Origin of the sequence: Microbacterium suaedae (assembly GCF_003254645.1) — a bacterium.
GTDB lineage: Bacteria > Actinomycetota > Actinomycetes > Actinomycetales > Microbacteriaceae > Microbacterium > Microbacterium suaedae.
Window position 1 is genome coordinate 735802 of the sequence record NZ_PNFD01000001.1, and the last position, 26302, is coordinate 762103.

Consider the following 26302-nt stretch of genomic DNA (forward strand, 5'->3'; position numbering starts at 1 on the left):
GAAGACCATGACTCACCCCGACACCGCGCAGGACGACCTGACGACGGCGCCGTTCACCTTCACCGAGCACCAACAGCGATTCGCCACGGATGTTCGCGCATTCGCAGATTCGATCGCCCCCGGATACGCCGAACGAGCCGTATCCGAGGAGTTCTTCTGGGAGATTCACCGCGAGATCGCGTCACGTGGCTGGCTCGGCGTCACGCTTCCGCGAGAACTCGGCGGGATGGGTGAGCCGGCTGTCACCGCCGGTCTGCTGATGGAGAACATCGGCAGCGCCGACTTCAACGTCGGCCTCTCGATCTTCGCGGGGATCTGCAATTCCGGGCTCCTGGGGCAGTTCGCGACGGAGCGCGTGCGCGACGAATGGCTGCCGGCCGTCCTGTCGGGTGAACGCCTCGTAGGATTCGCCCTCACCGAACCGGGCGCAGGTTCGGACGCTCGCGGGATCCAAACACGAGCCGAGCGCACCGCGGATGGCTGGAGGCTGAACGGAAGCAAGACCTCATCCGGTCTCGCTGCGATCGGCGATGCCAGCATCGTGTTCGCCCGCACAGGCGATGGTCCGAACGATATCTCCGTGTTCCTCGTCCCGTTCGACGCTCGGGGAGTCACTCCCGGCCGCATTCCGAGCCGCGGCGGGAAGCCGATCGGTCGTGGAACCGTGGAGATGGAGGATGTGGTGGTCCCGGAGGATCATCTCCTGGGTGAGATCGGCACCGGCTTCTCGATGATCGCAAAGACATTCGACTACACGCGATCACTGCTGGGACTTCTCGGCTACGGCGTCGCGACAACCGCGCTGCGGATGGCCACTGACTTCGCAGTCGAGCGAAAGACCTTCGGACAGCCGCTCTACCATCACCAGGGCGTCTCTTTCGTGGTCGCCGAGGAGCTCGCGCGCCTTGAAGCGGTGCGCTGGCTCGCCTATCGCGCGCTCGCGCTCCGAGACGCCGGGCTCCCTCACACGAAAGAAGCAGCGATGGTGAAGTGGCTCGGCCCTCGAACCGCGTTCGACGCGGTTCGGGAGGCAGTGATCCTGCACGGCCACCGCGGCTACTCCGACCTGCTTCCGCTGCAGCAGATGCTCCTGGATCTCGAGGGGCTGGAGATCGGCGACGGCACCCCGCAGATTCAGAAGCTCATCATCGCCCGCGAGGTGTTCGGGGCGGCGAAGCGGGACGCGACGCAGCAGTAGTGGACGCCACAGCACCGCGGCATCTCCTGCGGGAGTCAGGGAGCGGACGGTGATGAGGCCGTCATCGTGATCCACAGGAACGTCCCGGGTCGGCCACGAGGGCCGACCCGGGACGTTCCTGTACCAGGCGGAAGAACGGGCTTCGTTCCGCCCCCGCTCACTTGCCGGGGCAGAGTTCAGCCGTCATCGAGTGCGATCACTGCGTGAGCTGGCGTGCCTGGCCGCGAAACTCAGCAACCACTGATTCTCCGACTCGGACTGTGACGTCGACCAGAGCATTCGCGCCCCATTCGGTGGTCGCGCGGGCCACCGCCACGAGCTCCTCACCCAGCCGCGCCGGGGATATGAAGGAGATGTGCGCCCACGTCGTCGCCCCGGCCTGCGGCAGTATCGCCGCTCGCGCGAGCGCACAATCTGCGATCGCGAAGAGAACACCCCCGTGCACGAATCCGGCGGCGTTCAGATGGCGTCGTTCGGCTTTCGCAACAAGTATCGCCTCGCCCCGGGTCTGGGATTCGACCGTTGCACCCAGCCAGTCCTCGACGGGCTGAGGACCTGCTGCCAGCGGTACTTGCTCTCGCGCGCCTGTATTCGTTGCCGAGGTCGTGCTCGACATCTCAGCCCAGCGCCCCATCCGCGAAAAGGTCCGAGACACTCTCAGGCATAGCGTCGAGCCCACCGTACGTCTCGAAGATCTGGAGGTATTCCTCGACGACCGCAGCGACCATGTCCATCGAGTAGGAAGGCAGCGCGCCTGCCGCCAACGCGCTCTCCGGCACGCCAGTGTTCTCCACCAGCGTCTCGAGCAGGGCCTCCTCATTCGCGGGGTCGTTGATCCACTCGATTGCGGAGGCGATCGACGTGCGGAACGCCTCCACCGTCTGCGCATTCGTCTCCGCGTAGTCCCGTGAGGTGACGAACGAAAGATTGGGGCTCCCCTCGGTCACCGAGGCGCCGGGAAAGCCAATCGCCCTCACACCTCCCGCCTGGAGCGCGGTGGTCAGAAACGGCTCGATCAGGGTAGAGCTCGTCACGCTTCCGTTGAGGACGAGCTCTGCACCCTGCGGGTAGGGAACGTTCTGGTAGTCGGGGGCGTCCACGTCGCCCCCGGATTCCGCCATGGCGTTCCTGGTGAGAATGTCGGTGACGTTGCCGACGCCGTTCACACCGATCACGTTCCCGGAGCGAGCCAGCTCCGCCAGGTTCTCAGGCCCGTCCTCCCTGACGATGGTTCCGAGGTACTGGTCGTCGGGACCATCGGTATCGGTGCTCCCAGCGACGACGACCAGTTCGATGCCCTGGCTTTGCCCCTGGGCCACGTTGATCACGCTCGACACACCGAACTGGAACTCGCCGCTAGCAATCAACGCCGCGGATTGCGCGGACGTCGGCGGGGCTGGTTCCAGGGCGACGTCGAGCAGGTTCTCTTCGAAGTAGCCCTGCTCGATCGCAACCCACACCGGAGCGAAGTCAGCGATCGGGAAGACCGGGATCGAGATGCTCGTGGGCGCACCAGGTGCGCTCTCGGGCGCAGGGGCACCGCCCGCACACCCCGTCAACAGCATCGCCGCCCCGGCAGCTGACGCGGTCAGTGCTCGTGTCTTGATTCGCTTCATGTGCTTCTCCTCATTGAGATCTCGCAGATCAGACTGTCGTCCGTCGGCAGATGCTCCCACCGACGAGGATGATTGTCAAGATTCGAATCATCTCACCCCTAACTTCGTCCTCCTCTCTCCACTAATTGTTACATGTCAGATGATTCGAGCTTTGACTTTTTTGTCATCTACCGGATACTGAGAGAGGTTGGCGGGCCCTCCGCGAAGATGCTTCGGATCCCCGCCACCTGTCGTTCGCACTCGATGAGGAGGCCCCAGATGGATCAGATCACGGCACCTGAGAAGCATGCGTCGGTCACGCTGCGCATGCGCGATGTGGGCGTCACCTATCGAACCCCAGCCGGCTCCAAGGAAGTCCTCAGCGCCATCAACCTCGACGTGAGACAGGGGGAGTTCGTCTGCATCGTCGGCCCATCGGGGACCGGCAAGACGACGCTGATCCGCTGCATCGCCGGCCTGATGTCGACGACCGCCGGCTCCGTCGAACTCGACGAGCAGACGGTCTCCGGCCCGCCGGTGAACCTCGCGCTGGTCTCTCAGGATTACAGCCGCTCCCTCATGCCCTGGCTTCGAATCGATGACAATGTCGCGTTGCCGCTGCGGGGGAAAGGCATCAAGAGGCACGAGATCGACAGGAGAGTGGCCTCGGCGCTCAGTGCCGTCAACCTCACGAACGCTGCCAGGGCGTATCCCTGGCAACTCTCGGGCGGGATGCAGCAGCGTGCAGCGATCGCCCGCGCACTCGCGTATGGACCAGAAGTCATGGTGTTGGACGAGCCGTTCGCTTCGGTGGACGCTCAGACCCGAGCGGAACTCGAGGATCTGATGCGCACCCTTCAGTCCGAGAATGGGATGACTGTCCTCCTCGTCACGCACGACATCGATGAGTCGGTCTACTTGGCCGACCGAGTCGTCGTCCTCGGAGGGTCCCCTGCAACTGTTCATACGGAACTCGACATCGAGCTCGGAGATTCGCGCGACCATCTCGCTACGAAGGCGCTGCCCGAGTTCACCCGGTACCGATCAGAGATCCTCGCCTGCATCCGCAGCGCACGCCTCGACGCAGGTGCCCAATGATGAGTGCGAATCTCCGATTCCGGGCGCCGGCACGGGCGGGCAGGATCAGCAGCCAGGGTGCGGCCGCCGCACTCGAACGCAGCCTGCCGCTGCGCGCTTCGGCGCAGCTCGGCGTGCTCGCGATCATCGTTGCGGTCTACGCAGGAATCACCACTGCGGCACCCTCACTTCAGCGAAGCTTCCCCACCGTCACCGACCTGGCGGTCGCGGCCGCACACGTCATGACGAGCACGAGTTTCTGGTCCGCGGCAGGTGTGACGTTGCAGGCAGCAGGCCTCGGGTTGCTGATCTCATTGATCGCCGGCAGCGTGATCGGCGTCGTCCTCTCGCTGCATAGAAACGCCTATCGGTCGGCTCAGTTCGTGCTGGATTTCATGCGGACGGTGCCCCCGCTCGCCTTCATCCCCGTCGGTCTGCTCCTGCTCGGCCCGACCGTTCGCATGGAAGTCACGCTGATCGTCGCGTCGGCGGTGTGGCCCGTCATCATCCAGGTCTACTTCGGCGTGCGGAACATCGATCCGAGACTGCTCGAAACCGCACGCTCGTACAACATCTCGCCGATCCGCCGCATCCTATTCATCGTCGCTCCAGCGATCGCACCCTCATTCGCGACTGCAGTGCGACTCTCCGCAACCATGTGCCTGCTGCTCGCGGTCGGAACCGAGCTCCTTGCGACTGGCTCAGGTCTCGGGTTTCTCGTCGGCTGGTACCAGCAGGCGACTCTCGTCGGCGAGATGTACGTCACCATCGCCATCGTCGGACTCATCGGGGTCGCGATCAACGGAATCCTGAATCTCATCGAGCACCGCGCGCTCGCATGGCACCGTCACGAGGTGAAGACGCAATGAGCGAGACCAAGACCACAAACAGAATCACGGCTGCCCTCATCAAGGCGTGGCTTCCGCTGTCGTTGGTGGCCGTCTGGGCGGTCGGCAGCACCGCCGCCCCGTCACCGTTCTTCCCACCCTTGCGGATCATCCTGGAGCGATTCTGGACCGTCTGGCTGGGCGAGGGCTTCGTCGAGCATGTCCTCCCCAGCTTGCTGAACCTCGCGATCGGCTTCGCGATCGCCCTGGTCATCGGGATCGCTGCCGGGAGCCTTCTCGCTCTGATGCCGACCGCGGCCCTCCTCGCGAACCCCTTCCTCCAGTTCCTCCGCGCGATGCCGAGCATCGCGCTCCTCCCCGTCGCACTCGTCCTCTTCGGAACCGGCATGGAGGCGAGGGTTGCGCTCATCGCCTACGGCGCAATCTGGCCGATTCTTCTCAACACGACCGACGGAATCACATCCATCCATCCCGGTGTGCGCCAGGCAACCCGGTCGTATCGGTTCACGCGCGCGAACACCTACTTCCGAGTCCTCCTCCCGGGCAGCTTCCCTCAGATCTCGCTCGGCATCCGCCTGAGCCTCTCGATCGCGCTCGTCCTCATGATCGGCAGTGAGTTCTATGGTGCAATCAATGGCATCGGCGCGTACGTACTGCAGTCGCAGCTGATGTTCCGCACAGCGGACATGTGGTCTGGCGTGATCCTCCTCGGCCTCCTCGGATACCTGCTCAGTACCGGATACGGCTACGTCGAAGACCGACTGCTGCGCTGGCGCGAGCCGAGCTGAATCAGCCTGACTCCCGCTCCTTGGTCACCGCACGTCGTCGGCGCGGACTCTCTCCAGCATCCGCCGCAGCAGAGCATTGAGCTCGCGGGTTTCGTCCGGCGCCATCCCCTCGAGGATGAGATCTTCGCCGCGTTGTGAGATCGGCTTCATCACGTGATGCATCTCGACCCCGGCCTCGGTCAGGAACATCGGTCGGGATCCACGTGGCCCCTCCCCGAGCAGGATCAGACGGCGATCGGCGAGCGTGCTCACGCTCTTCGAGATGACCGCCTTGTTCACGCCGAGGAACTCCGACACCTCGCTCGCGGATGCACCCGGCCGAATGGCGAGCGCCGAGACGATGCGCCAGTCATTCGTGCCAAGCCCCACCTCACGACGTAGCTCCTGCGACTCTCGCCAGACGAGCGCGTTCGAGAGGAGCGCCAGCAGGCGCGGCGTGAACTCGTCGGTCGCGAGGGCGTCGTCGAGAGGCTCCGTCCGGGCCCCCGCTGGCACCTTGCGGCGCGCCCCGATCGCCTCGTCCGCTGCGTCGGTCATCTCACTCTCCCCTCGACGGCGACGACGGTCGCCGTGCGCTCATTGTGTCAGGCACGGGCCGCTTCCCCACGTCTGCATCACCGTTGAACCTGTTTAATCACATTCTTGTTTACACCTAAACCAGATCCTGCTACGGTCCTGAACATCGGCCGCCGACGGAGGCGACCGACCCAGTGCGACCGTCGACGACGACATCCGCGCATGTCACGTCGACCTCAAAGATGAGGAGGCACGAAGATGACCCAGACGTCCCTCGATTCCGGGCCGCGACACGACGTCGCCGAGCTCGAGGATCTCGCGTACGAGCTGCGCAGGAAGCTGCTCGAGCTCTGCGGCACCTACGAGGGTGCCGTGCACATCGGCGGTGACATGTCAGTGGCCGACATCCTCACGGCCCTGTTCCACCACGGCCTGAGGATCGATCCCGACGACATCCGGAATCCCGCTCGCGACCGCTTCGTCCTCAGCAAGGGACACGCCGCGGTCTGCATGTACATCGCGATGGCCATGCGCGGATTCTTCGACTACGACGACATCGTCGCCACCTACGGGCAGCTCGACAGCGCCTATGGCATGCACCCCTGCAAGGTGCAGCTGCCGGGCGTCGAGGCGTCGACCGGTTCCCTCGGCCACGGACTCCCTCTCGCCGTCGGCATGGCGCTCGGCGCCCGGCATCGCCGCGAGGACCACCGCGTGGTCACGCTTCTCGGCGACGGCGAAACCGGCGAAGGATCCGTGTGGGAGGCCGTGATGGCCGGGCGCAGCAACAAGCTCGGCAATCTGGTGGCCTTCGTCGACCGCAATCGACAGCTCATGACGAGCTTCGCGGAGGAGCGCGTCGCGTTCGAGCCCTACCCGGACAAGTGGCGAGCCTTCGGCTGGAACGTCATCGAGATCGACGGCCACGACATGTCGCAGCTCGTGGGCGCGATCGACGCCCTCCCCGCGCCCGACAGCGACACCCCGACGGTCATCATCTGCGAGACGGTCAAGGGCAAGGGCGTCGACTTCATGGAGCGCAATCTCGCATGGCACGCGGGATCGCTCGGCAAAGAGGACCTCGAGCGCGCGCTCGCGTCGCTCGAGGCATCGCGAGAGAAGGAGACGGTCTGATGCCTCAGACGTTCACATTCGGAGAGATGCTCTCGGCGCGCTCCGTCATCGGATCCACGCTCGCCGAGCTCGGTCAGACACACGACAATCTGTGGGTGCTGACGCCCGACATCGGCGCGACGCTCGTCGAGTTCCGCGACACCTTCCCCGACCGCTTCGTCGACGTCGGGCTCGCGGAGCAGGCGTGCGTGGGCGTCGCGGCGGGCCTCGCCTACGACGGCAACATCCCCGTCGTATCCGGCATGCTGCCGTTCCTGTCGATGCGCGCGCTCGAGCAGGTCCGCTCCGACATCTGCTATCCGAATCTTCCTGTCAAGATCATCGGCACGCACGGCGGACTCGTCGGCAACGGCGGATCCACGCACTACGCCGTCGAGGATCTCAGCCTCATGTGCTCGCTGACGAACATGACGGTCACCTCCATCGGCGACCCCGGCATGGTCGGCGAGGTCATCCGCCAGTCGATGGAGATGGACGGGCCGATCTACATCCGGCTCGCGGTCGGCAAGAAGGACAAGGTGCTCTACGCACCCGGCGAGCACGATGTGCGCATCGGGAAGGGCATCGTCGCGCGCGAGGGATCCGATGTGACGCTGTTCACACACGGCACCACGGTCGCTCAGGCGCTCGAAGCCGCCGAACTGCTCTCGGACGAGGGTGTGTCCGTGCGCGTGATCGACATGTTCACGCTCAAGCCGATCGACGCCGATCTCGTCGAGCAGAGCGTGGCAGAGACCGGCGGGCGGATCGTCGTGCTCGAGGACCATCTCGCGTACGGCGGACTCGCGACGCGCGTCGCCGACGTGCTCGCCGACCGCGGCATCCCGCAGACCTCGTTCGAACGACTCGGCATTCCGCAGGTCTACGCGGGATTCGGCGAAGACGAGCAGCTGCGCGACAAGCACGGGTACGGCCTGTCCGCGACCGTCGACGCGCTCCGGCGCGCCGCCGGCCGAGCCGCGGCGGCGTGAGGAGAACCGCATGAAGACTGTCGCCGTCACGAAGATCGGCAGCCTCAGAGATCCGGATCCCGCCGCCCGCGGTGAGATCGGAGTCGTCGACTTCCCTCAGCCCGAGCTGGGTCCGGAGGACGTGCGGATCCGCGTCGCCTACGCCGCGATCTGCGGGTCCGATCCGCACCTGGCGGAGGGCTTCTTCGGCACCGATGTGCCGATCGGCCTCGGCCACGAGATCTCCGGCGTCGTCGAGGCCCTCGGCGAGCGCGCGACCCGAGGCGGCCTCGCCGTGGGAGATCGTGTCGCGGGCAACTTCCTGCGCTTCTGCGGCGCGTGCCGCGCCTGCCAGACGGGGACGCAGCAGTTCTGCGAGAACATCCAGGAGTACAACCGTCCCGGCATGGCCGAGACGATCACGTGGCACGAGTCGCAGGTGCAGCGCCTCCCGGACGACGTCTCGCTCCTGAGCGGTTGCCTGCTCGAGCCGACCTCGGTCGCCGTGCGCATCGCCGACAAGACGCGGATCCGCGTCGGCGATCGCGTGGCGATCTGCGGCGGTGGGCCGATCGGGCAGCTCGCGCTGCAGGTGCTTGCCCGCTGCGGCGCGACCTCGCTCACGCTCATCGAACCGATCGCGGAGCGCCGCGAGATGGCTCTCCGTCACGGCGCGTCCCACGTGATCGACCCGACGACGGAGGACCAGCTTGCGCGCGCCGAGGAGATCACGGCGGGCAGCGGATTCGATGTCGTCATCGACGCCTCCGGCTCTCCCCGTGCCGTCCGGGGCCTGCTCGATATCGCGGCGAAGGGCGCGACCGTCGTGTACGGCGCGATGTACCCCGAGGCGTACGAGATGCCGCTGAACCTGTCCGACTACCTCTACCTCAAGGAGCTCACCCTGACGGGCGTGTTCGTGTCGCCGTACGCGTTCCCCCGCGCCCTGCAGCTGCTGCCGCAGCTCGATCTCGACGAGTTCACGGCGTCGGTCTTCGACATCGATGACGCGGCGGAGGCGTTCCGCACTCACGTGTCGGGCGCGCACCCCAAGGTCGTCCTCCGCTGCAACGACATAGCGGACGAGGCTCTGCGATGACCGCTGTCGCCGTCGCCGCCGAGCCTCTCGCCCTCGAAGTATGCGGCATCACCAAGCACTTCGACGGCGTGCAGGCGCTGGGCGGGGTCGACCTCGATGTCCGCGCCGGGGAGGTGCACGCTCTCCTCGGAGAGAACGGTGCAGGAAAGTCGACGCTCATCAAGGTCGTCACGGGCGTGCACCGGCCGGACAGCGGCGAGGTCCGCGTCAACGGCGAAGACGCCGACTTCCCCGACGTGCGCTCGGCGAACCGGGCCGGCGTGGTCGCGCTCTATCAGGAGCTGTCCATCATCCCGTCGATCAGCGTCGCCGAGAACATCGCGCTCGCGGCGGGCGCGCCGTCCGCGGGCGGCGTCGTCAACTGGGCCGAGATGCGCCGTCAGGCGCAGCGCCAGCTCGACCGTCTCGGGCAGCGGATTCCGCTCCGCGCGCTCGCTGGCGATCTCTCTCCTGTCCAGCAGACGATGGTCTCGGTCGCGCGGGCACTGTCGATCGATGCGAGGGTGCTGATCCTCGACGAGCCGACCGCCTCGCTGACCGATTCCGAGATCGAGGATCTTTTCGCCGTGGTCCGGCGCCTTCGCGAGGACGGTGTCGCGATCGTGTACGTCTCGCACCGCCTCGAGGAGGTCTTCGAGGTCTGCGACCGCCTCACCGTGATGCGCAACGGCCGGACGGTCGTGACCCAGGACGTGGCCGAGTCGTCGATCGAGCAGGTGATCACGTTCATGGTCGGCCGCGAGCAGAGCGACATCTATCCGCCGCGCGGCTCGGCGAGCGAGGAGATCGTGCTGTGCGTCGAGGGCCTGGCCGGTCGGCGCGTCCGGGATGCGTCCTTCGCCGCGCGCCGAGGCGAGGTCGTCGGAATCGGCGGCCTCGCGGGATCCGGGCGCAGCGAACTGCTGCGGCTCCTCGCCGGCGCGCAGAAGCGCACGGGCGGCAGCGTCTCGGTCGCGGGCCAGCCGTACGGCGGCGGAGTGGGCCGGGCGCTCGCATCCGGCGTCGCCCTCGTCCCGGAGGAACGCCGCAGTCAGGGCGTGATCCTGTCGAGCGGGATCGACGAGAACATCTCGATCCCGAACCTCCGCGCCGTCGCCCCGGGCGGGATCGTCTCGACCCGCCGGATCGGCGCCCTCGCTCGCGAGGGAATGGCGAAGCTGAAGGTCAAGGCTGCGGGGGTCCGACAGCCCGACGGACAGCTCTCCGGCGGCAATCAGCAGAAGATCGTGCTCGCGAAGATGCTCGCGCGGAGCCCGCAAGTCCTCCTCATGGACGAGCCGACCCGCGGCATCGACGTCGGCACGAAGGTCGAGATCTACCGGCTCATCCGCGGGCTCGCGGCCGAAGGGACGACCGTCGTCTTCGTCAGCAGTGAGATCCCTGAGCTGATCGGCCTCTCCGATCGCATCCTCGTCACGCACGAGGGCCAGCTCGCCGGCGAACTCGACGCCGCCGCGGCGGACGAAGAAGCCGTCCTGAACCTCGCATACGGAAGGAGCGCCTGACATGGCGCAGACGGAAACCCTCAAAGTGGAGGCCGCCGCACCGACGCGACGCGGCGTGCCCGGATGGGTGTGGCAGAGCAGCACGATCATCGCCCTCGCCGTGCTCGTGATCGTCTTCACGATCATCGGCGGCGGAGTGTTCCTTTCGCCACAGAACATCACGAACATCGCATACCAGATCGCAGTCCTGGCGATCATCGCCGTCGCCCAGACGATCGTCATGGTCGTCGGTGACTTCGATCTCTCCGTGGGCACGACGGCGACCCTCGCCGGAGCGACGGCGGCCGCCCTCATGATCGGCGGAACCCCCATCCCGCTCGCGATCGTCGCGGCCATCGCCGTCGGCGCCCTGATCGGGCTCGCCAACGGCACGCTGGTGGCGTACTTCGGCATCTCACCGTTCATCACGACGCTCGCGATGATGACGACCTGCGGCGGCCTCACGCTGATCGTCACCGGCGGGACGACGCTCTACGGCTGGCCCGAGGTGTTCGGAGTCATCGGACAGGCACGGCTGAACGGCATCCCGTTCCCCGTCTTCTACGCGATCATCGTCGCGGTGCTCATCTGGCTCGTCCTGCGCTTCACGACGATCGGGCGCAAGTGGTACGCGATCGGCGGCAACGCCGAGGTCGCGCGGCTCTCCGGCGTCGCGGTGCGCCCGACGCGCATGCTCGCCTTCGTGTCGGCCGGCGCCCTGTCGGCCCTCGCCGGTGTGATCCTCGTGAGCCGCCTCGGCAGCGCCGGGTCCGGCGGCGCCGAGTCGATGATGATGTACGCGGTCGCGGCCACGTTCCTCGGCATGACGCTGCTGCGCTCCGGGCGCGCGAACGTCGGCGGCACCATGATCGGCGTCCTCATCATCGGCGTTGTCCAGAACGGCCTGAACCTCGTCGGCGTCAACACCTACATCCAGCAGGTCCTCATCGGCGCGATCATCATCGCCGCCGTGCTCTTATCGAGCATGAAGCAGAGATCCGGGTCCTGACACCGCTCTTCTTTTCCCCCGCCGCCGCTCCCGCGGGGCACGGCGGCACACAGCATCACCGATACGAAGGAGTTTCACGATGCGAAAGACATTTCAGACACGGCGGATCGCCGCCCTGGGCATCGGCGCCCTCGCCCTCGCTGCGCTCACCGGGTGCAGCGTCGACACCGGCATGGGCTCGAGTTCCGGGGACGGAGGCGAGAAGACCGACGGAATGGGCGGCGACGACACGTTCACGGTCGCCGCGTTCACGGCCGGCTACGGCACCCCGGCCGGAAAGCTCAGCCTGGACGACTTCGTCGAGAAGGCCGAGGCGAAGGGCTGGGACGTGACTTTGTACACGAGCGCGTTCGACTACGACAAGCTGGGGAGCGACGTGCAGGCCGCCGTCGCGCAGGGTGCGGACGCGATCCTCGCCGGCTTCCCCGACCCGCGGCAGATCGCACCGATCGTGCAGGCTGCGAACGACGCGGACATCCCGATCTTCTCGATCGACGGCGGCGTCGAGGCGAACGACGACTTCGTCATCGACGTCACCTATGACCAGGATGCGATGGCGCAGCAGACGATCGACGCGCTCGAGGAGGCCATGGGCGGTCTCGAGGGCAAGGACGTCATGGTGATCGGCCACGATCCTCATGTGGGGATCCACACCCGCAGCAATCTCGCGCTCGGCATCTTCGAGGACAGCGGCGCGAACGTCGTGGGCGGCGAGATCAAGCAGGTCCTCGATCCCGGCACGAGCCGCACCGAGGCGCTCAACTTCGTCACCGACTACCTCCAGTCCAACCCCGACGGCCTCGACGGCGTCTGGGCCGGCTGGGACGACGCGGCGCTCGGCGCCGTGCAGGCCATCGAAGAGACCGGCGAAGACGACATCTACGTCACCGGCGTCGACGCGCTGGCGCAGACGACCGAGAAGATCGCTGAAGGCAGCCCGATGTACGCGACAGCGTCGCAGGACTGGATCGCCGTCGTCGACGAGCTCATCGGGACCCTCGAGGATTACGCGGCGAGCGCCGAACTGCCCGATGAGCCATTCGTCGCGCTCGAGCCGCACATCGTCGACCCGAGCAACGTCGACGACTTCGAGCCGACGCTGGGCGTGGCCGAATGACCCTCATCCGCACAGTCAGGAGAAGCGCATGACCCTCACGAACAAGACCGCCATCATCACGGGCGGGGCGGGCGGCATCGGCCGCGCCACGGTCCATCGGTATGTGAGGGATGGCGCGAAGGTGCTCGTCGCCGATCTCGATCTCGCGGCCGCCCAGTCGGTCGTCAACGAGGTCGAGGCAGACGGTCACGCCGGCACCGCTGTCGCCCACGCCGTCGACGTCTCGGACTTCTCGCAGGTCGAGCAGATGGTGCAGGCTGCAGTCGACGCCTTCGGTGGCGTCGACGTCATCTTCAACAACGCGGGCATCGCCGGCGGCAAGCCGCTGCTCGAGCACGACATCGAGGCCGACTACCACCGCATGATCCGGATCGACCAGGACGGCGTCTACTACGGCATCCTCGCGGCGGGCCGCCAGATGGCGAAACAGGGCCGCGGCGGCGTGATCATCAACACCTCGTCGGTCTACGGCCTTGACGCGGCGGAGCTTTCGTTCACCTACAGCGCCGCGAAGGCCGCCGTGATCTCGTTCACGCGCTCGGCGGCGTACGAGCTCGCCGAGCACGGGATCCGGTCCGTCGCGATCACGCCCGGACGGGTCGCGACGCCGATCATCAATCAGTTCAGCGACGAACTCAAGCAGACGTTCGCCGCGGAGCAGATGCGCGGCAGGCTCACCGACCCCGACGAGATCGCCGATGTCGTGGCCTTCCTCGGATCGGACGAGTCGCGGGTCATCAACGGCACGGTCGTGAACGTCGAGGACGGGTACTCGGTGTTCAAGCAGCGCCTCGAACTGCCGGAGTTCTGACGTGTCGCCCCGCCAAGAGACGCTGCCGGCGGATCTCGACGTCGCCTGCCATCTCAACGTGCTCGTCGCGGACCCCGCATCCGACGGCGTCGAGGCAGCTCTCGACACACTGGCCGCCCACGGGTACCGTCGCGTCGTTCTGCCTCCCGTCGATCCCCGCTCCTTCGACGCCGGCCGGCTGCGCGCACTCTGCGACGCACGAGGGATCACAGCGATCCCGATCGCGGTGCAGACGCCCGAGGCCGACGTGTCGTCCGCGAACCCGTGGGTGCGGCAGGCGGGCAGCGCCGCCCTGCGCGAGGCGCTCGACGTCGCCGAGTCGCTTGGCTCGGATCAGCTGAACGGCGTCCCCTACGGGCTGTTCGAGCGACCTGTAGGCGAGACGCCGAAAGACGCGTGGCGCCGCGCGGCGATCGCCGTCGGAGAGGTCGCCGACGAGGCGCACGCACGCGGGATCACGATGACGTTCGAGGTCCTCAATCGATACGAGACGGCGACGGTCAACACGGCCGAGCAAGCGATGCGGTTCTGCGCGGACAGCGGATCAGATCACCTCGGCATCCACCTCGACACGTTCCACATGGCGATCGAGGAGACCGACATCTCGGCCGCGATCCGCACGGCGCTCCCGCGTCTGCGGTACCTGGAGCTCGGACAGTCGGGACGCGGGCCCCTCGACACGGGCTCCGTCGACGTCGAAGTCATCGTGAGCCAGGCGATCGCCGACGGCTATCGCGGGAGGTGGGGTGTCGAGGCGTTCTCGGCCAGCCTGCTGCCCGGCATCGCTCGCGATTCGCTCGCGATCTGGCGTGCGACCTACGACGACGGGGCGGGCGTCGTCGCCGGCGCAGCCTCCGCCATCCGCCGCGGCGCCGAGCGCGCCGGGGCGAGCTGATGTCCTCTCCCCTGGCCCCACGCCGTGGAACGGCGCTTGTCGGCGACGCGCCCGGCACGGGAGACTGGGGACGAGGGTCCCACGAGAAACGACCGGGCCGCGCGCGGCCCACCACACCACGGAGAGGTGAGTGATCTGATGTCGAGTTCATCGGCGGCGACAGCCGCACGGACCGGCCTGTTCATCGGAGGCGAGGAGCGGTTCACCGAAGAAGTCCTCCGGATCCCGGATCCGGCGAAGCCCGGAACGATCGTCGGCGAGGCCGCATCGGCGAGCACCGACGACGTCGCCGAGGCGATCGCTTCGGCGCACGCGGCGTTCCGCGGCTGGTCCGGCCTCTCGGCTCAGGAACGGGCCGAGAAGATGGCCGAAGCCATCGCCGGGATCGCGGACGACCGCGACGCGGACGCCGCGATCCTCTCGCAGGAGAACGGCAAGATCCGCATGGAAGCGTGGGTCGACGCGCTCGTGTTCGAGATCCGCTGGCAGCTCGCGCTGCAGCTCGCCGACGAGGTCGACGCCGGCCGCACTCTCAAGCCAGAGCCGGGCACGCCCGTCACGACCGAGATCGGCTACCAGCCACTCGGCGTCGTCACGGTCATCGTCCCGTTCAACTGGCCGATCGCGATCCTCGGCGCCGCCCTGCCGCACGCACTGCTCGCGGGCAACACCGCGATCGTGAAGCCGCCGCCCTCCGCGCCGCTCGCCACGACGCGCGTCGTGCAGCGGGTCGCCGAGAAGCTGCCGCCCGGAGTGCTGAACGTCGTCACGGGCGAGGACGCGAACATGTCCGCGCTCATCCAGAGCCCCGACGTCGCGAAGGTCTGCTTCACCGGCAGTGTCGCGGGCGGCAAGAAGATGATGGAGATGGGCGCGTCGTCGCTCACGCGCGTGACGCTCGAGCTGGGCGGCAATGACGCGGCGATCATCACCGAGGACGCGGAGCTCGACGACACACACCTCGACCGGCTCTTCGCGGCGATCTACGACACGACCGGCCAGATCTGCATGAATGCGAAGCGCGTGTACGTGCATCGTTCGCGGATCGACGAGCTCGTCGCCGGCCTCGAGGCGCGTCTCGAGAAGACCGTGCTCGGCTACGGCCTCGACGAGGGGACCACGATGGGCCCGCTCCACCAGGCGGCGCAGAAGGAGTTCGTCGCGTCGCTCATCCAGGAGGCGAAGGACTCGGGCGCCGATGTGCGCGAATACGGCGAGCTGCCGGGCGGCGAGCTTGCGGACGGGAACTTCCTGCGGCCGGCGATCGTCGTCGACCCGGATCCGTCCCTCCGCGTCGTCACCGAGGAGCAGTTCGGACCCGTGATCCCCGTGATCCCCTTCGACGACGAGGAGGAGGCCGTCGCCTTCGCGAACGACACGTGGGGCGGTCTCTGCGGATCCGTGTGGACGGCGTCCCCCGAGACGGCGAAGCGCATCGGCTCGCAGCTCGTGTGCGGGTACGTGTGGGTCAACGACCACGGCGCGACGCGCCTCGACCTCCGGGCGCCGTTCGGCGGCATGAAGCAGTCGGGCTTCGGGCGCGAGCAGGGCATCGACGGAGTCCGGGCATTCCAGGACACCCGCTCGATCGCCACGATCGACCCGGAGGCTCTGGCTGCGATGGCGCACTGACTCGAGGGCAGCACGCGGCCCGTCCCCGGATCACGGGGGCGGGCCGCTGCGTGTTCGATCGCGGATATAGGCGACGATCGCCGATGCGCGGCGAAGGGCTGCGGGCATAGCTTCGGGTACGACTGCCCCGCCCACTCCACAGAGGATCACAGATGTCCCGTCTCCGCTCCCCCGGCACTCGACTCGCCGGGTTCGCCGCCGCCACGTCCCTCGCCGTCCTCGGCCTCGCCGCCCCGGCGCAAGCGGCCGACAACATCATCACCGACGGCACTACCGAGATCACCACCGGCGAATGGGTCTGCGACACCGCCGTGCACGTCGAAAAACTCGACGTCATCGGCGAGGTCACGCTGATCCTCGACGACGGATGCGATCTGACTGCGACCACGACGCAGACGAGTCCCGAGTCCGCCCCGATTCAGGTGGAATACGGGAACAGCCTCACCATTGACGGCACGGGATCACTCGACACCACAGGCTTCGAAAGCGCCGGCATCGGTGGCGGAGCCAGAGCTGGAAACGGAACAATCACGATCAACGGCGGCACCATCACCGCCACGAGTAGTTGGGGCGCCGGCATCGGCAGCGGCAACCTGCACCGGGGTGCGAGGGGCACCATCGCGATCAACGGCGGCACCATCACCACCACGAGTGATTGGGGTGCCGGGATCGGCGGCGGAGAGGGAAGCCACAGCGGACCCGTCACGATCAATGGCGGCACCATCACCGCCACGGGTGGATCGGGTGCCGGCATCGGCGGCGGCAACGGAGGAACAGGTACGGTCACCATCCACGACGGCCTCGTCTCAGCCACGAGCACGACCGGCGCGGGAATCGGCGGCGGCATCTATGCAGCTGGCAACGGTACGACCGTCGTCATCACCGGCGGAGACGTCACCGCGAGCGCCGACACGGGCGCCGCAGGCATCGGGACCGGACACCGAGTCTCGGGAGGATCCGGAGGCGTCGTGACGATCAGCGGAGACGCTTCGGTCACTGCGAACGGCGGTGACGCGACGAACTCTTCGACCGGCTCCGGTGCCGGAATCGGCACTGGACATGAGGAAGACGGGCCGACGGATGTGACGATCGCGACCACGGGCACTGTCACCGCCATCGGCGGCGAATCGGGCTTCGGGCACAGCGCAGGCGCCGCGATTGGCTCCGGCGGCGCGGCCACACACCGGCTCGTGACGACGTCCATCTCAGGAACCAGCGGCATCGCGTCGATCCTTCCCGTCGACATGGACCTCCCCGACGGGGCGGAACTCCCCGACGGAATGACACACGGCACGTTCTCCGTCCCCGTCGACGGATCCCTCACCTTCGCCGGATCGGCAACAGACCCGAGCGAGATCGCCCAGCTCTTCCTCGACGGCACCGAGGTGCACGCGACAGAGCACACGATCGCCACGCCCGATCAGGATCACGAACTCACCGCCACGGCGGTCACGTCGATCGTCGACGCGAGCATCGTCCTGGACGCCCCCGCCCGCGACGAGCCGCTCGCGGAGAGCGCCACCCCCGACCACGACACGTATACGGTCGACTCCGTCACCTGGGATCCGGCCGACTCACCCGCGTCTCCTGCGGCCGCCTACACCGCGACCGTCGTCCTCGCCCCGATCGACGGGCACGGCTTCACCGACGCGCCGACCGGAACCATCAACGGCGAACCGGCCGAAGCCACGAAGAACGCCGACGGCACGCTCACCCTCACCCGCGAGTTCCCGGCGACGGACAAGGCCGCACCGATGCTCACCCTCGACGCGGACCCCGCGACCGGCACCACGACGCCGGGCGACGTCGCGCTCACGGCGACCCTCACCGGTGCGTTCCCCGATATCGACGAACACGATGTTGAACTCACGGTCGACGGACCGGACGGCGTCGAGATCGTGTCGGCGCCCACCGACGAGAACGGCATCGCCACCTACACGCTCGACGCGCCCCGCTCCGGCGAGTACACGTTCGGCGCCGCTTTCGCCGGAGACGAGTCGAATCGTCCCGCCGACGCGGAGACCATCACCGGGTACGCCGTTTCGCCGATCCCCGTCGCCGAAGCGTCGGTGACGATCGACGCGCCGACGAGCGGATCCGGTCTGGCCGCCGACGCGACGCCCGACGACGAGACGTACACGGTCGACTCCGTCGCCTGGGGCCCGAACGACGCGGCCGCCGTCCCCGGCACGCCCTACACCGCGACCCTCACCCTGTCCCCCGCCGCCGAGCACACCTTCACAGACGATACCGCAGGCACCGTGAACGGCGAGCCGGCCGAGGCCGCCCTCGGCGAAGACGGCACCCTCACGCTCGTCGCCGAGTTCCCCGCGACGGCGAAGTCCGCGACCGAACTCGAACTGGACGTCGCTCCTCCGGATGGAGCCATGCAGCCGGGTGAGGTCACGCTCACCGCGACGCTGGCGGGCGCCTATCCGGACGACGCCGGCCACGAGATCACCTTCAGAGTGGAGGCGGCGGAGGCCACGGCGGGCATCTCGGCGGTCGACGCGCAGATCCTGACCGCCGTCACCGGCGAGGACGGCACGGCCTCCGTCACTCTGAACGATCTCGCCCCGGGCGACTACGCGTTCTCAGCGGCCTATGCCGGCGACGGGGCGAACGCCGCCACCGCATCGGATCCGATCAGCGGATACGGCGTGGCCCCGGAACCGACACCCACACCGACACCGGAGCCAGAACCGACCGCCGCGCCGGAGCCGGCCCCCACACCCACGGAGTCGCCCGCTCCGGCCCCGGCGCCTGAAGACCCGGACGACCTCGCCGCCACGGGCGGCACCCCACCGGCCGAAGCGCTGTGGGCCTCGCTCGCCCTGCTGACAGCCGGCGTGCTGCTGCTCACCCGCCGCGGGGCGCGCGCCGACGCGTCGCGATGAAGACGGGCGAGGCGCCGCCGGACGAGACCCGAACCGTCCCGCGGCGCCTCGCCTCCGCCGTGCGGAGAGCGAGCGATCACTCCCGCCCGGTGCGCGACCAGGCCGCCGACAGCTCCGCTCTGTTCGCCACGCCCAGGCGCGCGAAGATGTCGCGCAGATGCGCGTCGACGGTGCGCACCGAGATCACGAGCCGTGCGGCGATGGCCTTGTTCGACAGCCCGGCGCGTACGAGGGTCGCGATCTCGCTCTGGCGAGGCGTGAGCTCCACGGCGGCCGGCTCGGGGATCCAGACGCCGTGCGCGAGCAGGCTCGCGACGAGGCCGCTCGCCATCGCTCCGTCGCCCGCGGCGAGCGCGCGTGCGTGCCTCACCATCAGCTCGGGGATCGGGCCGTCGACCCTTTGTGCGGCATCGACGAGCCGCCCCACGGATCCGTCCGAGGCGGCGCCCGAGTCCGCGGCCTCGGCGACGCACCTGATGTGCCGCGCGTGCAGAACGGGCAGCCAGAGCCCTTCACGCGCAGAGCGCATGTCTACGTCGTCGCACTGATCGATCACGGTGTCCTCGCCGAGCGCGAGCGCGACTGCGAGCAGCTTCATCTCGCTGTCGCTCGTGATCAGGCGCGACGCGCGTGACTGCGCACGGAGGTGCTGGCGTCTCGCATCCCGCGCCTCGTCGAGCTCACCGACCGCGGCAAGCGCGTAGGCGAGCGCCGACCACGCCGTCGCCCCGAATCCCCTCGCGTCGCGGATGCTGAAGTGGGACAGCGCGCCGCGGAGCTGAGCGATGGCGGCACGCCACTCGCCGCGCGCGATCAGCGTGCGTCCCACTCCCGTCTGGCGCACGGCGTCGTCCACGTCGACGTGCAGTTCGTCGACGAGAGCGAGTGTGCTCGACGCCGTCTCGGCGTCCCCCGCCCACAGGGCGGCGAGCGTGCGCGCGGCGACGAGCTCGTACAGCGGCTGCGGGTACCGTTCGGGATCGAGGCGCCATCGCGCCAGCGACTCGTCGGCGAGCGCGAGCGCGTGATCCAGCCGGCCCGCCTGGGCGCTGCCGAGGATGCGCGACCCCAGGAGCATCGCGCGAACCGCAGGATCCGCGGTCGACTCCCCGCACTCTTCGAGCAGATCGAGGCATTCGCTGAAGCGGCCCGCGTAGGCGAGGCGCACGAGGCCATCCGCCTCACGCAGCGCGATGAGCGACGGCGTCGACAGAGGCGTGTCCCGCATGACGCGGCGTGCACCGTCGACGTCGTCGTCGCCGAACTGCCGCAGATCCGCCGCGATGCGCGCATGCCGCAGCCGGGCTCGGTCTCCGTCCGGACCGCCCGGGATCAGCGGGGCCGCTCGAGAGAGGTTCTGTTCCGTCGCCTGCGCGTCGCCCTGGTAACGCGCGATCTGAGCGCGCACGAGGAGGAGCTCGAGGGCGCGCGGATCCGCATCGGGCAGCACGCTCAGCGCGACGTCGCTGATCCGGATCACCAGGCGGTGATCCTGCACCGCGGCCGCCTCGAGAGTCGCGGCGACCAGGTCGTCGACATCGGCGATCACGCCACAGGTGAGAGCCCAGTCGACGCTCGCGAAGGTCGAGGCGTCGGGCTGGAACCAGTCGTACAGGGCACGCCTGCGCCTCGGCGAGAGATTCTCTCTCAGCACCTCGGTGTGGACGGGGTGCACCAGGCGCACCTGGGTCACGCGATCGTGTGCGCGCCGCCCGTGCACGACGAGGCCGAGCGCCGTGACGGCTTCGAGAGCCTCGGCGTCGACGACCGCTTCGAGCATCTCCACGCGCACCGGTCCGGCGAGCGCCAGCAGGTCAACGATGTCGCGCTGAGGCGGATCGAGCGTCTCGAGTTCCGCACCGATCAGGTCGGTCAGGCGCCGTCCGATGTGATGCTGATCGTTCCAGACCCAGGCGCCGTCGACGTAGACGAGCGCCCCCGACGATTTCAGCGATCGGACGAGTTCGCGCAGATACAGCGGATTCCCCTGCGTGAGCTCATGGGCACGATGCGCCGTCTCCAGGGCAACCGGTCCGTCGAGCACACGCGACAGCAGGCGATGCACCTGCTCCGCCTCGAGTCCGCCGACCTCGACGTACTCGAGCCAGCCCTGGCGCACGAGCGTGAACAACGGCTCGGGAGACCGCGGCAGGCGGCGCGCGTTGCAGACGAGCCTCGCGGCACCCAGCTGCACGACCTCGGACAGCACGATCGCCGTCGCATCGCCGATCAGGTGCGCGTCATCCAGGACGAGGACAGGATCGGACAGACCCTCGAGCGCAGTCTGGCACCTGCGCACGAGTCGGGTGAGCATATCGCCCGACGCCACCGTCTCGTCGATGCGCCCGATGAGCGGCTCGAGCACAGACCAGGGGCTCGAGAGAGTGGTCGGGGTCCGCAGCCACACCGTGCTTCCTCGCACGCCGTCGTCCACGACCCCCTCGGTCAGGGTCGACTTCCCTGTGCCGGGGTCGCCCATCACGAGCACCCCGCGCCCCGCCGCGAGCGCGGAGACGGCCGGCTCGCGCAGCCGGTCCCGCGCGACGAGCGGCCAATCACCCCGTGGAGCAAGCGGCGCTGATCGGGATGTCACCCGATACAACCTAGCGCGGGCTGACCTCCTCCGTCACGCGCTCCGCCCGAGAACGGGAGCGGAACCACAACCAGACCGAGATCGAGATCACCCCGAAGGCGCCAAAGACGGCGCCGCAGATGATCGCCTGGTCGCTCACCTCGTGCCAGACCGAGGGAAGCGGCGTCACGATCAGCAGGAACGCGACGAGGGTGACGGCATACAGCACGACCCACCACGCCTTCGACCACCGGAAGACGTTCCTTCCGTCGAGAAAGGTGAGCGGCAGCAGCGCGATGACGCACGTTCCGATGGATCCCGCGACGAGCGAGGCCGTGAACTCCCGGGCCCACTCGACGCCGTACCCCGCGGCGTCCGGAGCGATCGCGCTGTAGCCGATCCACCCCGCCAGTCCGGCGACCATCATCGCGAGGCAGACGACCGTCGACGTCTTCCCCGATTCGTCTCGCGTCATCGCCCGGGCGAATGCCGTGCCGAACAGCGCCGTGAACAGGATGGCGGGCTGCAGGCCGAAGAGATGGGATCCGATGGCACTCACCGCCGTCAAGATGAGCAGCCCCGGCAGAGCGATGCGCGTTGACGCGATGCCAAAGCGGCGACCCATCGCCCACGATGCGAGGAGGCACACGCCGCAGATGAGACCGAACGCGGCGAAGATCGCGAGGAACAGGCGCCCCAAGACCGCAGGTTCTTCGGTCCCGCCGCGGACCAGTGCGGCGAGCGCCGCCGCGATCGCGAACAGTCCTGTGGCGGGGATCCACCGGGGGATCCGGCGCCTGGAGCCGACCCCGAACGCTCCCCAGACGCGTCGCACGGGCGCGAGCCAGGCGAAGGCCTGCGGATAGTTCGCCTGGAGAGTGGCTCTCAGAAGCTCCGACGGGAGGGCGACGAACATCAGGAACGCGGCGCCGATCCCGGCCGCTCCCGCGAGCGCACGGGGCGCGAGATCCGCGACATCCGACACGCTGGGCATCGCGGTCCCGAAGGGCGTTGGATCCGCTGGGAAGAGGGCGGATCCGCCGATCTGTCCCCCGACATCGGGCGCGGCGATCGGCGCAGGAGTGGACGTCGGCGCGGGAGGCATGGCCGCCGGCTCGCCGGGGCCGGGCGACGGGAGAGGGATGGGAGTCGGCGAAACGCGCGGCGTCTCCCGCGGTTCCGGGGTGCGCGTCGGACGGGGATCGGGCTGATCCGCCGACTCGAGCGATGACGAGCCGGGCGCGAACGGTGCGAGCGACGGATCCGGATCCGGCCCGCTGATGGGCGCCGGGGACGGAGCCGGGCCGGCGATCGGGGCGGGCATCTCGGTCGGTTCGGGCTCGGGCTCGGGCTCGGGCTCGGGCTCGGGCTCGGGCTCGGGCTCGGGCTCGGGCTCGGGCGACGGTGGATCCGTCGGTTCTGGTTCTGGTTCGGGTTCCGGCTCCGGCTCCGATGTCGGCTGCGGAGCCGGGGTCGATGTCGGCGACGGTTCCGGTGCCGGCGTCGGAGTCGGCTCCGGCTCCGGCTCCGGCTCCGGCTCCGGCTCCGGCTCCGGCTCCGGCTCCGGCTCCGGCGTGACGGTCGGCGTCGGCGTGGGCTCCGGTTGCGGCGTGACCGTCGGCGTCGGCGTGGGCGTCGGCTCGGGCGCCGCCTCGCGCCATGCCGCGAACACCGTGCGGTTCCGCTGGAGCGGCTGCGAAAGATCGGCAGCTCGCGTGCCCTCCGGATCCTCGAACCACCCGTCGAACTCGTACCCGTCGGCCACGGGATCCGGCGGAGCCGGCGCAACCTCGCCTTGCACGACCGTGGCGGGCGCGACAGGCTCGCCGCGGCCCTGGAGCTCGTACGTGAGCGTGACGAGCGCCTGGCTCGCGTATCCCTTCCACTCGGGGCTCGTGAATCCCTCGCCGCCGTTCGCCTCGGCGCCGTGCTCCCACCGATAAGTGAGAAGTGGATCCGCACCCCTGTCGAACGTCGGATAGTCGGTGCCTGCGCCCTGGATATCGGGCGCGCTCCCCTCGAAGACCACCGACCGGAGCGCGCCGATGTCCTCGAACGCACTGGGCCCGATCCACTCGACGCTGCCCGGGATGTCGACGCGCGTCAGATCGGTCGCGAGGAACGCCTCCGGTCCGATCGCCTCGACACCGGCGCCGATGTCGACCGACTCGATCGGGTTGTTGGCGAAGGCCGCCGCTCCGATCTCCCAGACGGTGCTCGGCAGCACGACATCGCTGATCAGCCCGCGCCCCTGCATCGGCCCTTCCGGGTAGGCGGCGAACGCGAGTTCTTCGATCCTGCGAACCGGGTACTCCCCGCCGTCGGCCGTGAACGACGACGGCACAACGACGTCGCCGCCATCGCCCCAGTAGCTGACGATCGTCGCGGCAGGCTCCGGGGCCGCGGGGTCGAACTCGTACGCGTACTCACCGTCGTCGACATAGTCGGCAAGGGCCGGCCCGCCCGCGAGCAGAACCACGAAGCATGCGGCGAGCACGCCGAGGAGCGTCCGGCGGCGGGAACGGCGGGAACTCACGGGAACGGCCTTCACGGGGAGGAGACGAGCACGGTCATCGTGACGCTACGCATCCGCCCGCCCGGCCACATCGGCGATCGTCGCCTATATCCGTCCCACGCGCATGACAGCGGCCCGCCCCCGGATCGGCAGGGGCGGGCCGCTGGTGTTGCGAGCCCCGGCGTGCGGTCCGGGGCGTCGCTGGCGAAGGGGCTGAGTGCGGTCAGCCCTTCTTCGCGGTCTGGAGGCGTTCGCGCAGCGCGGCGAGCTGATCCCTCAGCTCTGCCGGCACGCGATCGCCGAACGTGTTGTAGAACTCCTCCGTGAGGTCGGCCTCCGCGAGCCACGACGCGGGCTCGATGGAGAAGAGCTCTTCGAGATCGGCGTCGGGAACGTCGATCCCGTCGAGGTTCAGGTCGCCTTCGGCCGGAACGCGGCCGATCGGTGTGTCGACGGCGTCGACCTCACCCTCGAGGCGGCGGACGATCCACTCGATCACGCGCGCGTTCTCGCTGAAGCCGGGCCACAGGAAGCGGCCATCGTCACCCTTGCGGAACCAGTTGACCTGGTAGATCGCGGGCAAGGTCGAGGCGAGGGAGGCCATCTCGATCCAGTGCCCGAAGTAGTCGGCCATGTTGTAGCCGCAGAACGGCATCATCGCGAACGGATCGCGGCGCAGTTCGCCGACGGTTCCCTCGGCCGCCGCGGTGCGCTCGGACGAGATCGTGGATCCCATGAACGTGCCGTGGTTCCAGTCGAAGGCCTCGGTGACGAGGGGAACGTTCGTCGCCCGGCGTCCGCCGAAGAGGATCGCGTCGAGGGGAACGGCCTCCTCCCAGTCGTCCGAGATTGACGGGGCCTGCGCCGCGGATACGGTGAAGCGCGAGTTGGGATGCGCTGCGGGACGCCCGCTGTCAGGCGTCCAGCCCTCGCCCTGCCAGTCGACGAGGTAGTTCGGCGCGTCGTCGGTGAGTCCTTCCCACCACACATCGCCATCCGGGCGGAGCGCGACGTTCGTGAAGATGACGTTGCCGTGCAGCGCCTCGACCGCCGTGACGTTCGTCGACATGCCCGTCCCCGGGGCGACGCCGAAGAATCCCGCCTCCGGATTGATCGCGTACAGGCGGCCGTCGTCACCGGGACGGATCCACGCGATGTCGTCGCCGAGCGTCTCGACGGTCCATCCCGGGATCGTGGGGCGCAGCATCGCGAGATTCGTCTTGCCGCACGCCGAGGGGAAGGCCGCCGCGATGTGGTACTTCTTCCCTTCCGGCGAGATGACGCGGATGAGGAGCATGTGCTCGGCCATCCACCCCTGGTCGCGCCCGAGCACGGAGGCGATACGCAGGGCGTAGCACTTCTTCGCGAGGATCGCGTTGCCGCCGTAGCCGGATCCGTACGACCACACCTCGAGGCTGTCGGGGAAGTGGACGATGTACTTCTCGTCGTTCGAGGGCCAGGCGACATCCGGCTGACCGGGCGCGAGCGGGTGACCGACCGAGTGGACGGTGTGCACCCAGGGCGTGCCGTCGGCGATCAGCTCGGTGACCTCGGCTCCGACGCGCGTCATGATCTCGATCGAGGCGACGGCGTAGGGGCTGTCGGTGAGCTGCACGCCGAGCTGCGAGATCGGTCCGCCGACCTTGCCCATCGAGAACGGCACGACGAACATCGTGCGACCGCGCATCGACCCCTCGAAGAGGGGCGTGAGCGTCTCGCGGATCTCGTCCGGCGCGACCCAGTTGTTCGTCGGCCCCGCGTCCTCCTCACGCTCGGATGCGATGAAGGTGCGCGACTCGAGGCGGGCGACGTCGCCTGCGTCGCTGCGGGCGAGGTAGCTGTTCGGACGCCACTGTTCGTTGAGCTTGATGAGCGTGCCCTGCTCGACCATGTCGGCGAGAAGCGCCTCGTTCTCCTCGGGCGATCCGTCGACCCAGTGGATCCGCTCGGGTTGCGTGAGTGCCGCGATCTCGTCGACCCAGCGCACGAGGGCCTCGAAAGCGGCGCTCCGGTATGCGGGCTGCGCTCCGTACTCGGCGAGGCGGCTTCCGTACGCGACGGTCGTCTGCTCTGCGAGGGCCATCGTTCGCTCCTTTGGGATCTCCGAGTGCGGCGTGAGAATCGTGCCGCACATCAAGAATCCGTCACATGAGATCGACTTTGGC

Annotated in this window: 20 protein-coding genes; 14 read left to right on the forward strand and 6 right to left on the reverse strand. The window is 68.4% G+C overall.

The window, feature by feature from the left end; all coding sequences use genetic code 11:
* Positions 1-7: 7 nt before the first annotated feature.
* Positions 8-1198 (forward strand): acyl-CoA dehydrogenase family protein, encoded by a 1191-nt coding sequence (locus C0012_RS03375; RefSeq protein ID WP_162621777.1) that lies wholly within the window; start codon positions 8-10, stop codon positions 1196-1198.
* A 196-nt stretch (positions 1199-1394) separates the two neighbouring features.
* Here the strand turns inward: C0012_RS03375 and C0012_RS15360 are convergent, their stop codons facing one another.
* Both C0012_RS15360 and C0012_RS03385 read right to left on the reverse strand, forming a co-directional pair.
* Positions 1395-1814, reverse strand: a complete 420-nt coding sequence (locus C0012_RS15360; protein WP_162621776.1) for a PaaI family thioesterase — start codon at positions 1812-1814, stop codon at positions 1395-1397.
* 1 nt (position 1815) lies between these two features.
* Positions 1816-2814, reverse strand: a complete 999-nt coding sequence (locus tag C0012_RS03385; RefSeq protein ID WP_110588197.1) for an ABC transporter substrate-binding protein — start codon at positions 2812-2814, stop codon at positions 1816-1818.
* A 258-nt stretch (positions 2815-3072) separates the two neighbouring features.
* On the opposite strand from C0012_RS03385, the gene C0012_RS03390 reads away from it, so the two are divergent.
* The 3 genes from C0012_RS03390 to C0012_RS03400 are packed head-to-tail and all read left to right on the forward strand — an operon-like array spanning position 3073 to position 5506.
* Positions 3073-3891, forward strand: coding sequence for an ABC transporter ATP-binding protein (locus tag C0012_RS03390; protein WP_198411049.1), 819 nt, complete (start codon positions 3073-3075; stop codon positions 3889-3891).
* Positions 3891-4739, forward strand: coding sequence for an ABC transporter permease (locus C0012_RS03395; RefSeq protein ID WP_162621775.1), 849 nt, complete (start codon positions 3891-3893; stop codon positions 4737-4739). Before C0012_RS03390 ends, C0012_RS03395 begins: the two co-directional genes overlap by 1 nt.
* A complete protein-coding gene (locus C0012_RS03400; protein ID WP_110588195.1) occupies positions 4736-5506 on the forward strand; it encodes an ABC transporter permease in 771 nt (256 codons plus the stop codon). The genes C0012_RS03395 and C0012_RS03400 overlap by 4 nt, the downstream gene beginning before the upstream one ends.
* Positions 5507-5530: 24 nt before the next feature.
* On the opposite strand, the gene C0012_RS03405 is transcribed toward C0012_RS03400, so the two are convergent.
* Positions 5531-6043 (reverse strand): MarR family winged helix-turn-helix transcriptional regulator, encoded by a 513-nt coding sequence (locus C0012_RS03405; protein WP_110588194.1) that lies wholly within the window; start codon positions 6041-6043, stop codon positions 5531-5533.
* Between the two features lie 237 nt (positions 6044-6280).
* On the opposite strand from C0012_RS03405, the gene C0012_RS03410 reads away from it, so the two are divergent.
* The 10 genes from C0012_RS03410 to C0012_RS03455 all read left to right on the forward strand — a co-directional run bounded on the left by C0012_RS03410 (position 6281) and on the right by C0012_RS03455 (position 19050).
* On the forward strand, positions 6281-7156 hold the full coding sequence (locus C0012_RS03410; RefSeq protein WP_110588193.1) for a transketolase: 876 nt from the start codon (positions 6281-6283) through the stop codon (positions 7154-7156).
* Positions 7156-8127 (forward strand): transketolase family protein, encoded by a 972-nt coding sequence (locus C0012_RS03415; RefSeq protein ID WP_162621774.1) that lies wholly within the window; start codon positions 7156-7158, stop codon positions 8125-8127. The genes C0012_RS03410 and C0012_RS03415 overlap by 1 nt, the downstream gene beginning before the upstream one ends.
* Positions 8128-8137: 10 nt before the next feature.
* Positions 8138-9205, forward strand: coding sequence for a zinc-dependent alcohol dehydrogenase (locus C0012_RS03420; RefSeq protein WP_110588191.1), 1068 nt, complete (start codon positions 8138-8140; stop codon positions 9203-9205).
* Positions 9202-10710, forward strand: a complete 1509-nt coding sequence (locus C0012_RS03425; protein ID WP_110588190.1) for a sugar ABC transporter ATP-binding protein — start codon at positions 9202-9204, stop codon at positions 10708-10710. The genes C0012_RS03420 and C0012_RS03425 overlap by 4 nt, the downstream gene beginning before the upstream one ends.
* A gap of 1 nt (position 10711) precedes the next feature.
* Positions 10712-11698, forward strand: coding sequence for an ABC transporter permease (locus tag C0012_RS03430; protein ID WP_110588189.1), 987 nt, complete (start codon positions 10712-10714; stop codon positions 11696-11698).
* Between the two features lie 79 nt (positions 11699-11777).
* Complete coding sequence (locus C0012_RS03435) at positions 11778-12815, forward strand: sugar ABC transporter substrate-binding protein (protein ID WP_110588188.1); 1038 nt, start codon at positions 11778-11780, stop codon at positions 12813-12815.
* Between the two features lie 28 nt (positions 12816-12843).
* Positions 12844-13626 carry an SDR family NAD(P)-dependent oxidoreductase gene (locus C0012_RS03440; RefSeq protein WP_110588187.1) on the forward strand — a complete coding sequence of 261 codons (783 nt, stop codon included), beginning with the start codon at positions 12844-12846 and terminating at the stop codon, positions 13624-13626.
* Position 13627: 1 nt separating this feature from the next.
* A complete protein-coding gene (locus C0012_RS03445; protein ID WP_110588186.1) occupies positions 13628-14521 on the forward strand; it encodes a sugar phosphate isomerase/epimerase family protein in 894 nt (297 codons plus the stop codon).
* A 138-nt stretch (positions 14522-14659) separates the two neighbouring features.
* The gene (locus tag C0012_RS03450) at positions 14660-16153 is read left to right on the forward strand and encodes an aldehyde dehydrogenase family protein (protein WP_110588185.1); all 1494 of its coding nucleotides are present in this window, start codon (positions 14660-14662) and stop codon (positions 16151-16153) included.
* Between the two features lie 152 nt (positions 16154-16305).
* Positions 16306-19050: an Ig-like domain repeat protein gene (locus C0012_RS03455; protein ID WP_110588184.1), complete on the forward strand. Its 2745-nt coding sequence runs from the start codon at positions 16306-16308 to the stop codon at positions 19048-19050.
* Positions 19051-19126: 76 nt separating this feature from the next.
* Here the strand turns inward: C0012_RS03455 and C0012_RS03460 are convergent, their stop codons facing one another.
* The 3 genes from C0012_RS03460 to C0012_RS03470 form a co-directional block, all read right to left on the reverse strand.
* Complete coding sequence (locus tag C0012_RS03460; protein WP_110588183.1) at positions 19127-21643, reverse strand: helix-turn-helix transcriptional regulator; 2517 nt, start codon at positions 21641-21643, stop codon at positions 19127-19129.
* 10 nt (positions 21644-21653) lie between these two features.
* Complete coding sequence (locus C0012_RS03465) at positions 21654-24158, reverse strand: leucine-rich repeat protein (RefSeq protein ID WP_162621773.1); 2505 nt, start codon at positions 24156-24158, stop codon at positions 21654-21656.
* Positions 24159-24360: 202 nt separating this feature from the next.
* Complete coding sequence (locus C0012_RS03470) at positions 24361-26220, reverse strand: phosphoenolpyruvate carboxykinase (GTP) (RefSeq protein ID WP_110588782.1); 1860 nt, start codon at positions 26218-26220, stop codon at positions 24361-24363.
* Positions 26221-26302 lie beyond the last annotated feature (82 nt).

Coding starts and splice junctions, on each gene's coding strand:
- C0012_RS03375 (WP_162621777.1), top strand. CDS start 8: ATGACTCACCCCGACACCGCGCAGGACGACCTGACGACGGCGCCGTTC.
- C0012_RS15360 (WP_162621776.1), bottom strand. CDS start 1,814: ATGTCGAGCACGACCTCGGCAACGAATACAGGCGCGCGAGAGCAAGTA.
- C0012_RS03385 (WP_110588197.1), bottom strand. CDS start 2,814: ATGAAGCGAATCAAGACACGAGCACTGACCGCGTCAGCTGCCGGGGCG.
- C0012_RS03390 (WP_198411049.1), top strand. CDS start 3,073: ATGGATCAGATCACGGCACCTGAGAAGCATGCGTCGGTCACGCTGCGC.
- C0012_RS03395 (WP_162621775.1), top strand. CDS start 3,891: ATGAGTGCGAATCTCCGATTCCGGGCGCCGGCACGGGCGGGCAGGATC.
- C0012_RS03400 (WP_110588195.1), top strand. CDS start 4,736: ATGAGCGAGACCAAGACCACAAACAGAATCACGGCTGCCCTCATCAAG.
- C0012_RS03405 (WP_110588194.1), bottom strand. CDS start 6,043: ATGACCGACGCAGCGGACGAGGCGATCGGGGCGCGCCGCAAGGTGCCA.
- C0012_RS03410 (WP_110588193.1), top strand. CDS start 6,281: ATGACCCAGACGTCCCTCGATTCCGGGCCGCGACACGACGTCGCCGAG.
- C0012_RS03415 (WP_162621774.1), top strand. CDS start 7,156: ATGCCTCAGACGTTCACATTCGGAGAGATGCTCTCGGCGCGCTCCGTC.
- C0012_RS03420 (WP_110588191.1), top strand. CDS start 8,138: ATGAAGACTGTCGCCGTCACGAAGATCGGCAGCCTCAGAGATCCGGAT.
- C0012_RS03425 (WP_110588190.1), top strand. CDS start 9,202: ATGACCGCTGTCGCCGTCGCCGCCGAGCCTCTCGCCCTCGAAGTATGC.
- C0012_RS03430 (WP_110588189.1), top strand. CDS start 10,712: ATGGCGCAGACGGAAACCCTCAAAGTGGAGGCCGCCGCACCGACGCGA.
- C0012_RS03435 (WP_110588188.1), top strand. CDS start 11,778: ATGCGAAAGACATTTCAGACACGGCGGATCGCCGCCCTGGGCATCGGC.
- C0012_RS03440 (WP_110588187.1), top strand. CDS start 12,844: ATGACCCTCACGAACAAGACCGCCATCATCACGGGCGGGGCGGGCGGC.
- C0012_RS03450 (WP_110588185.1), top strand. CDS start 14,660: ATGTCGAGTTCATCGGCGGCGACAGCCGCACGGACCGGCCTGTTCATC.
- C0012_RS03455 (WP_110588184.1), top strand. CDS start 16,306: ATGTCCCGTCTCCGCTCCCCCGGCACTCGACTCGCCGGGTTCGCCGCC.
- C0012_RS03470 (WP_110588782.1), bottom strand. CDS start 26,220: ATGGCCCTCGCAGAGCAGACGACCGTCGCGTACGGAAGCCGCCTCGCC.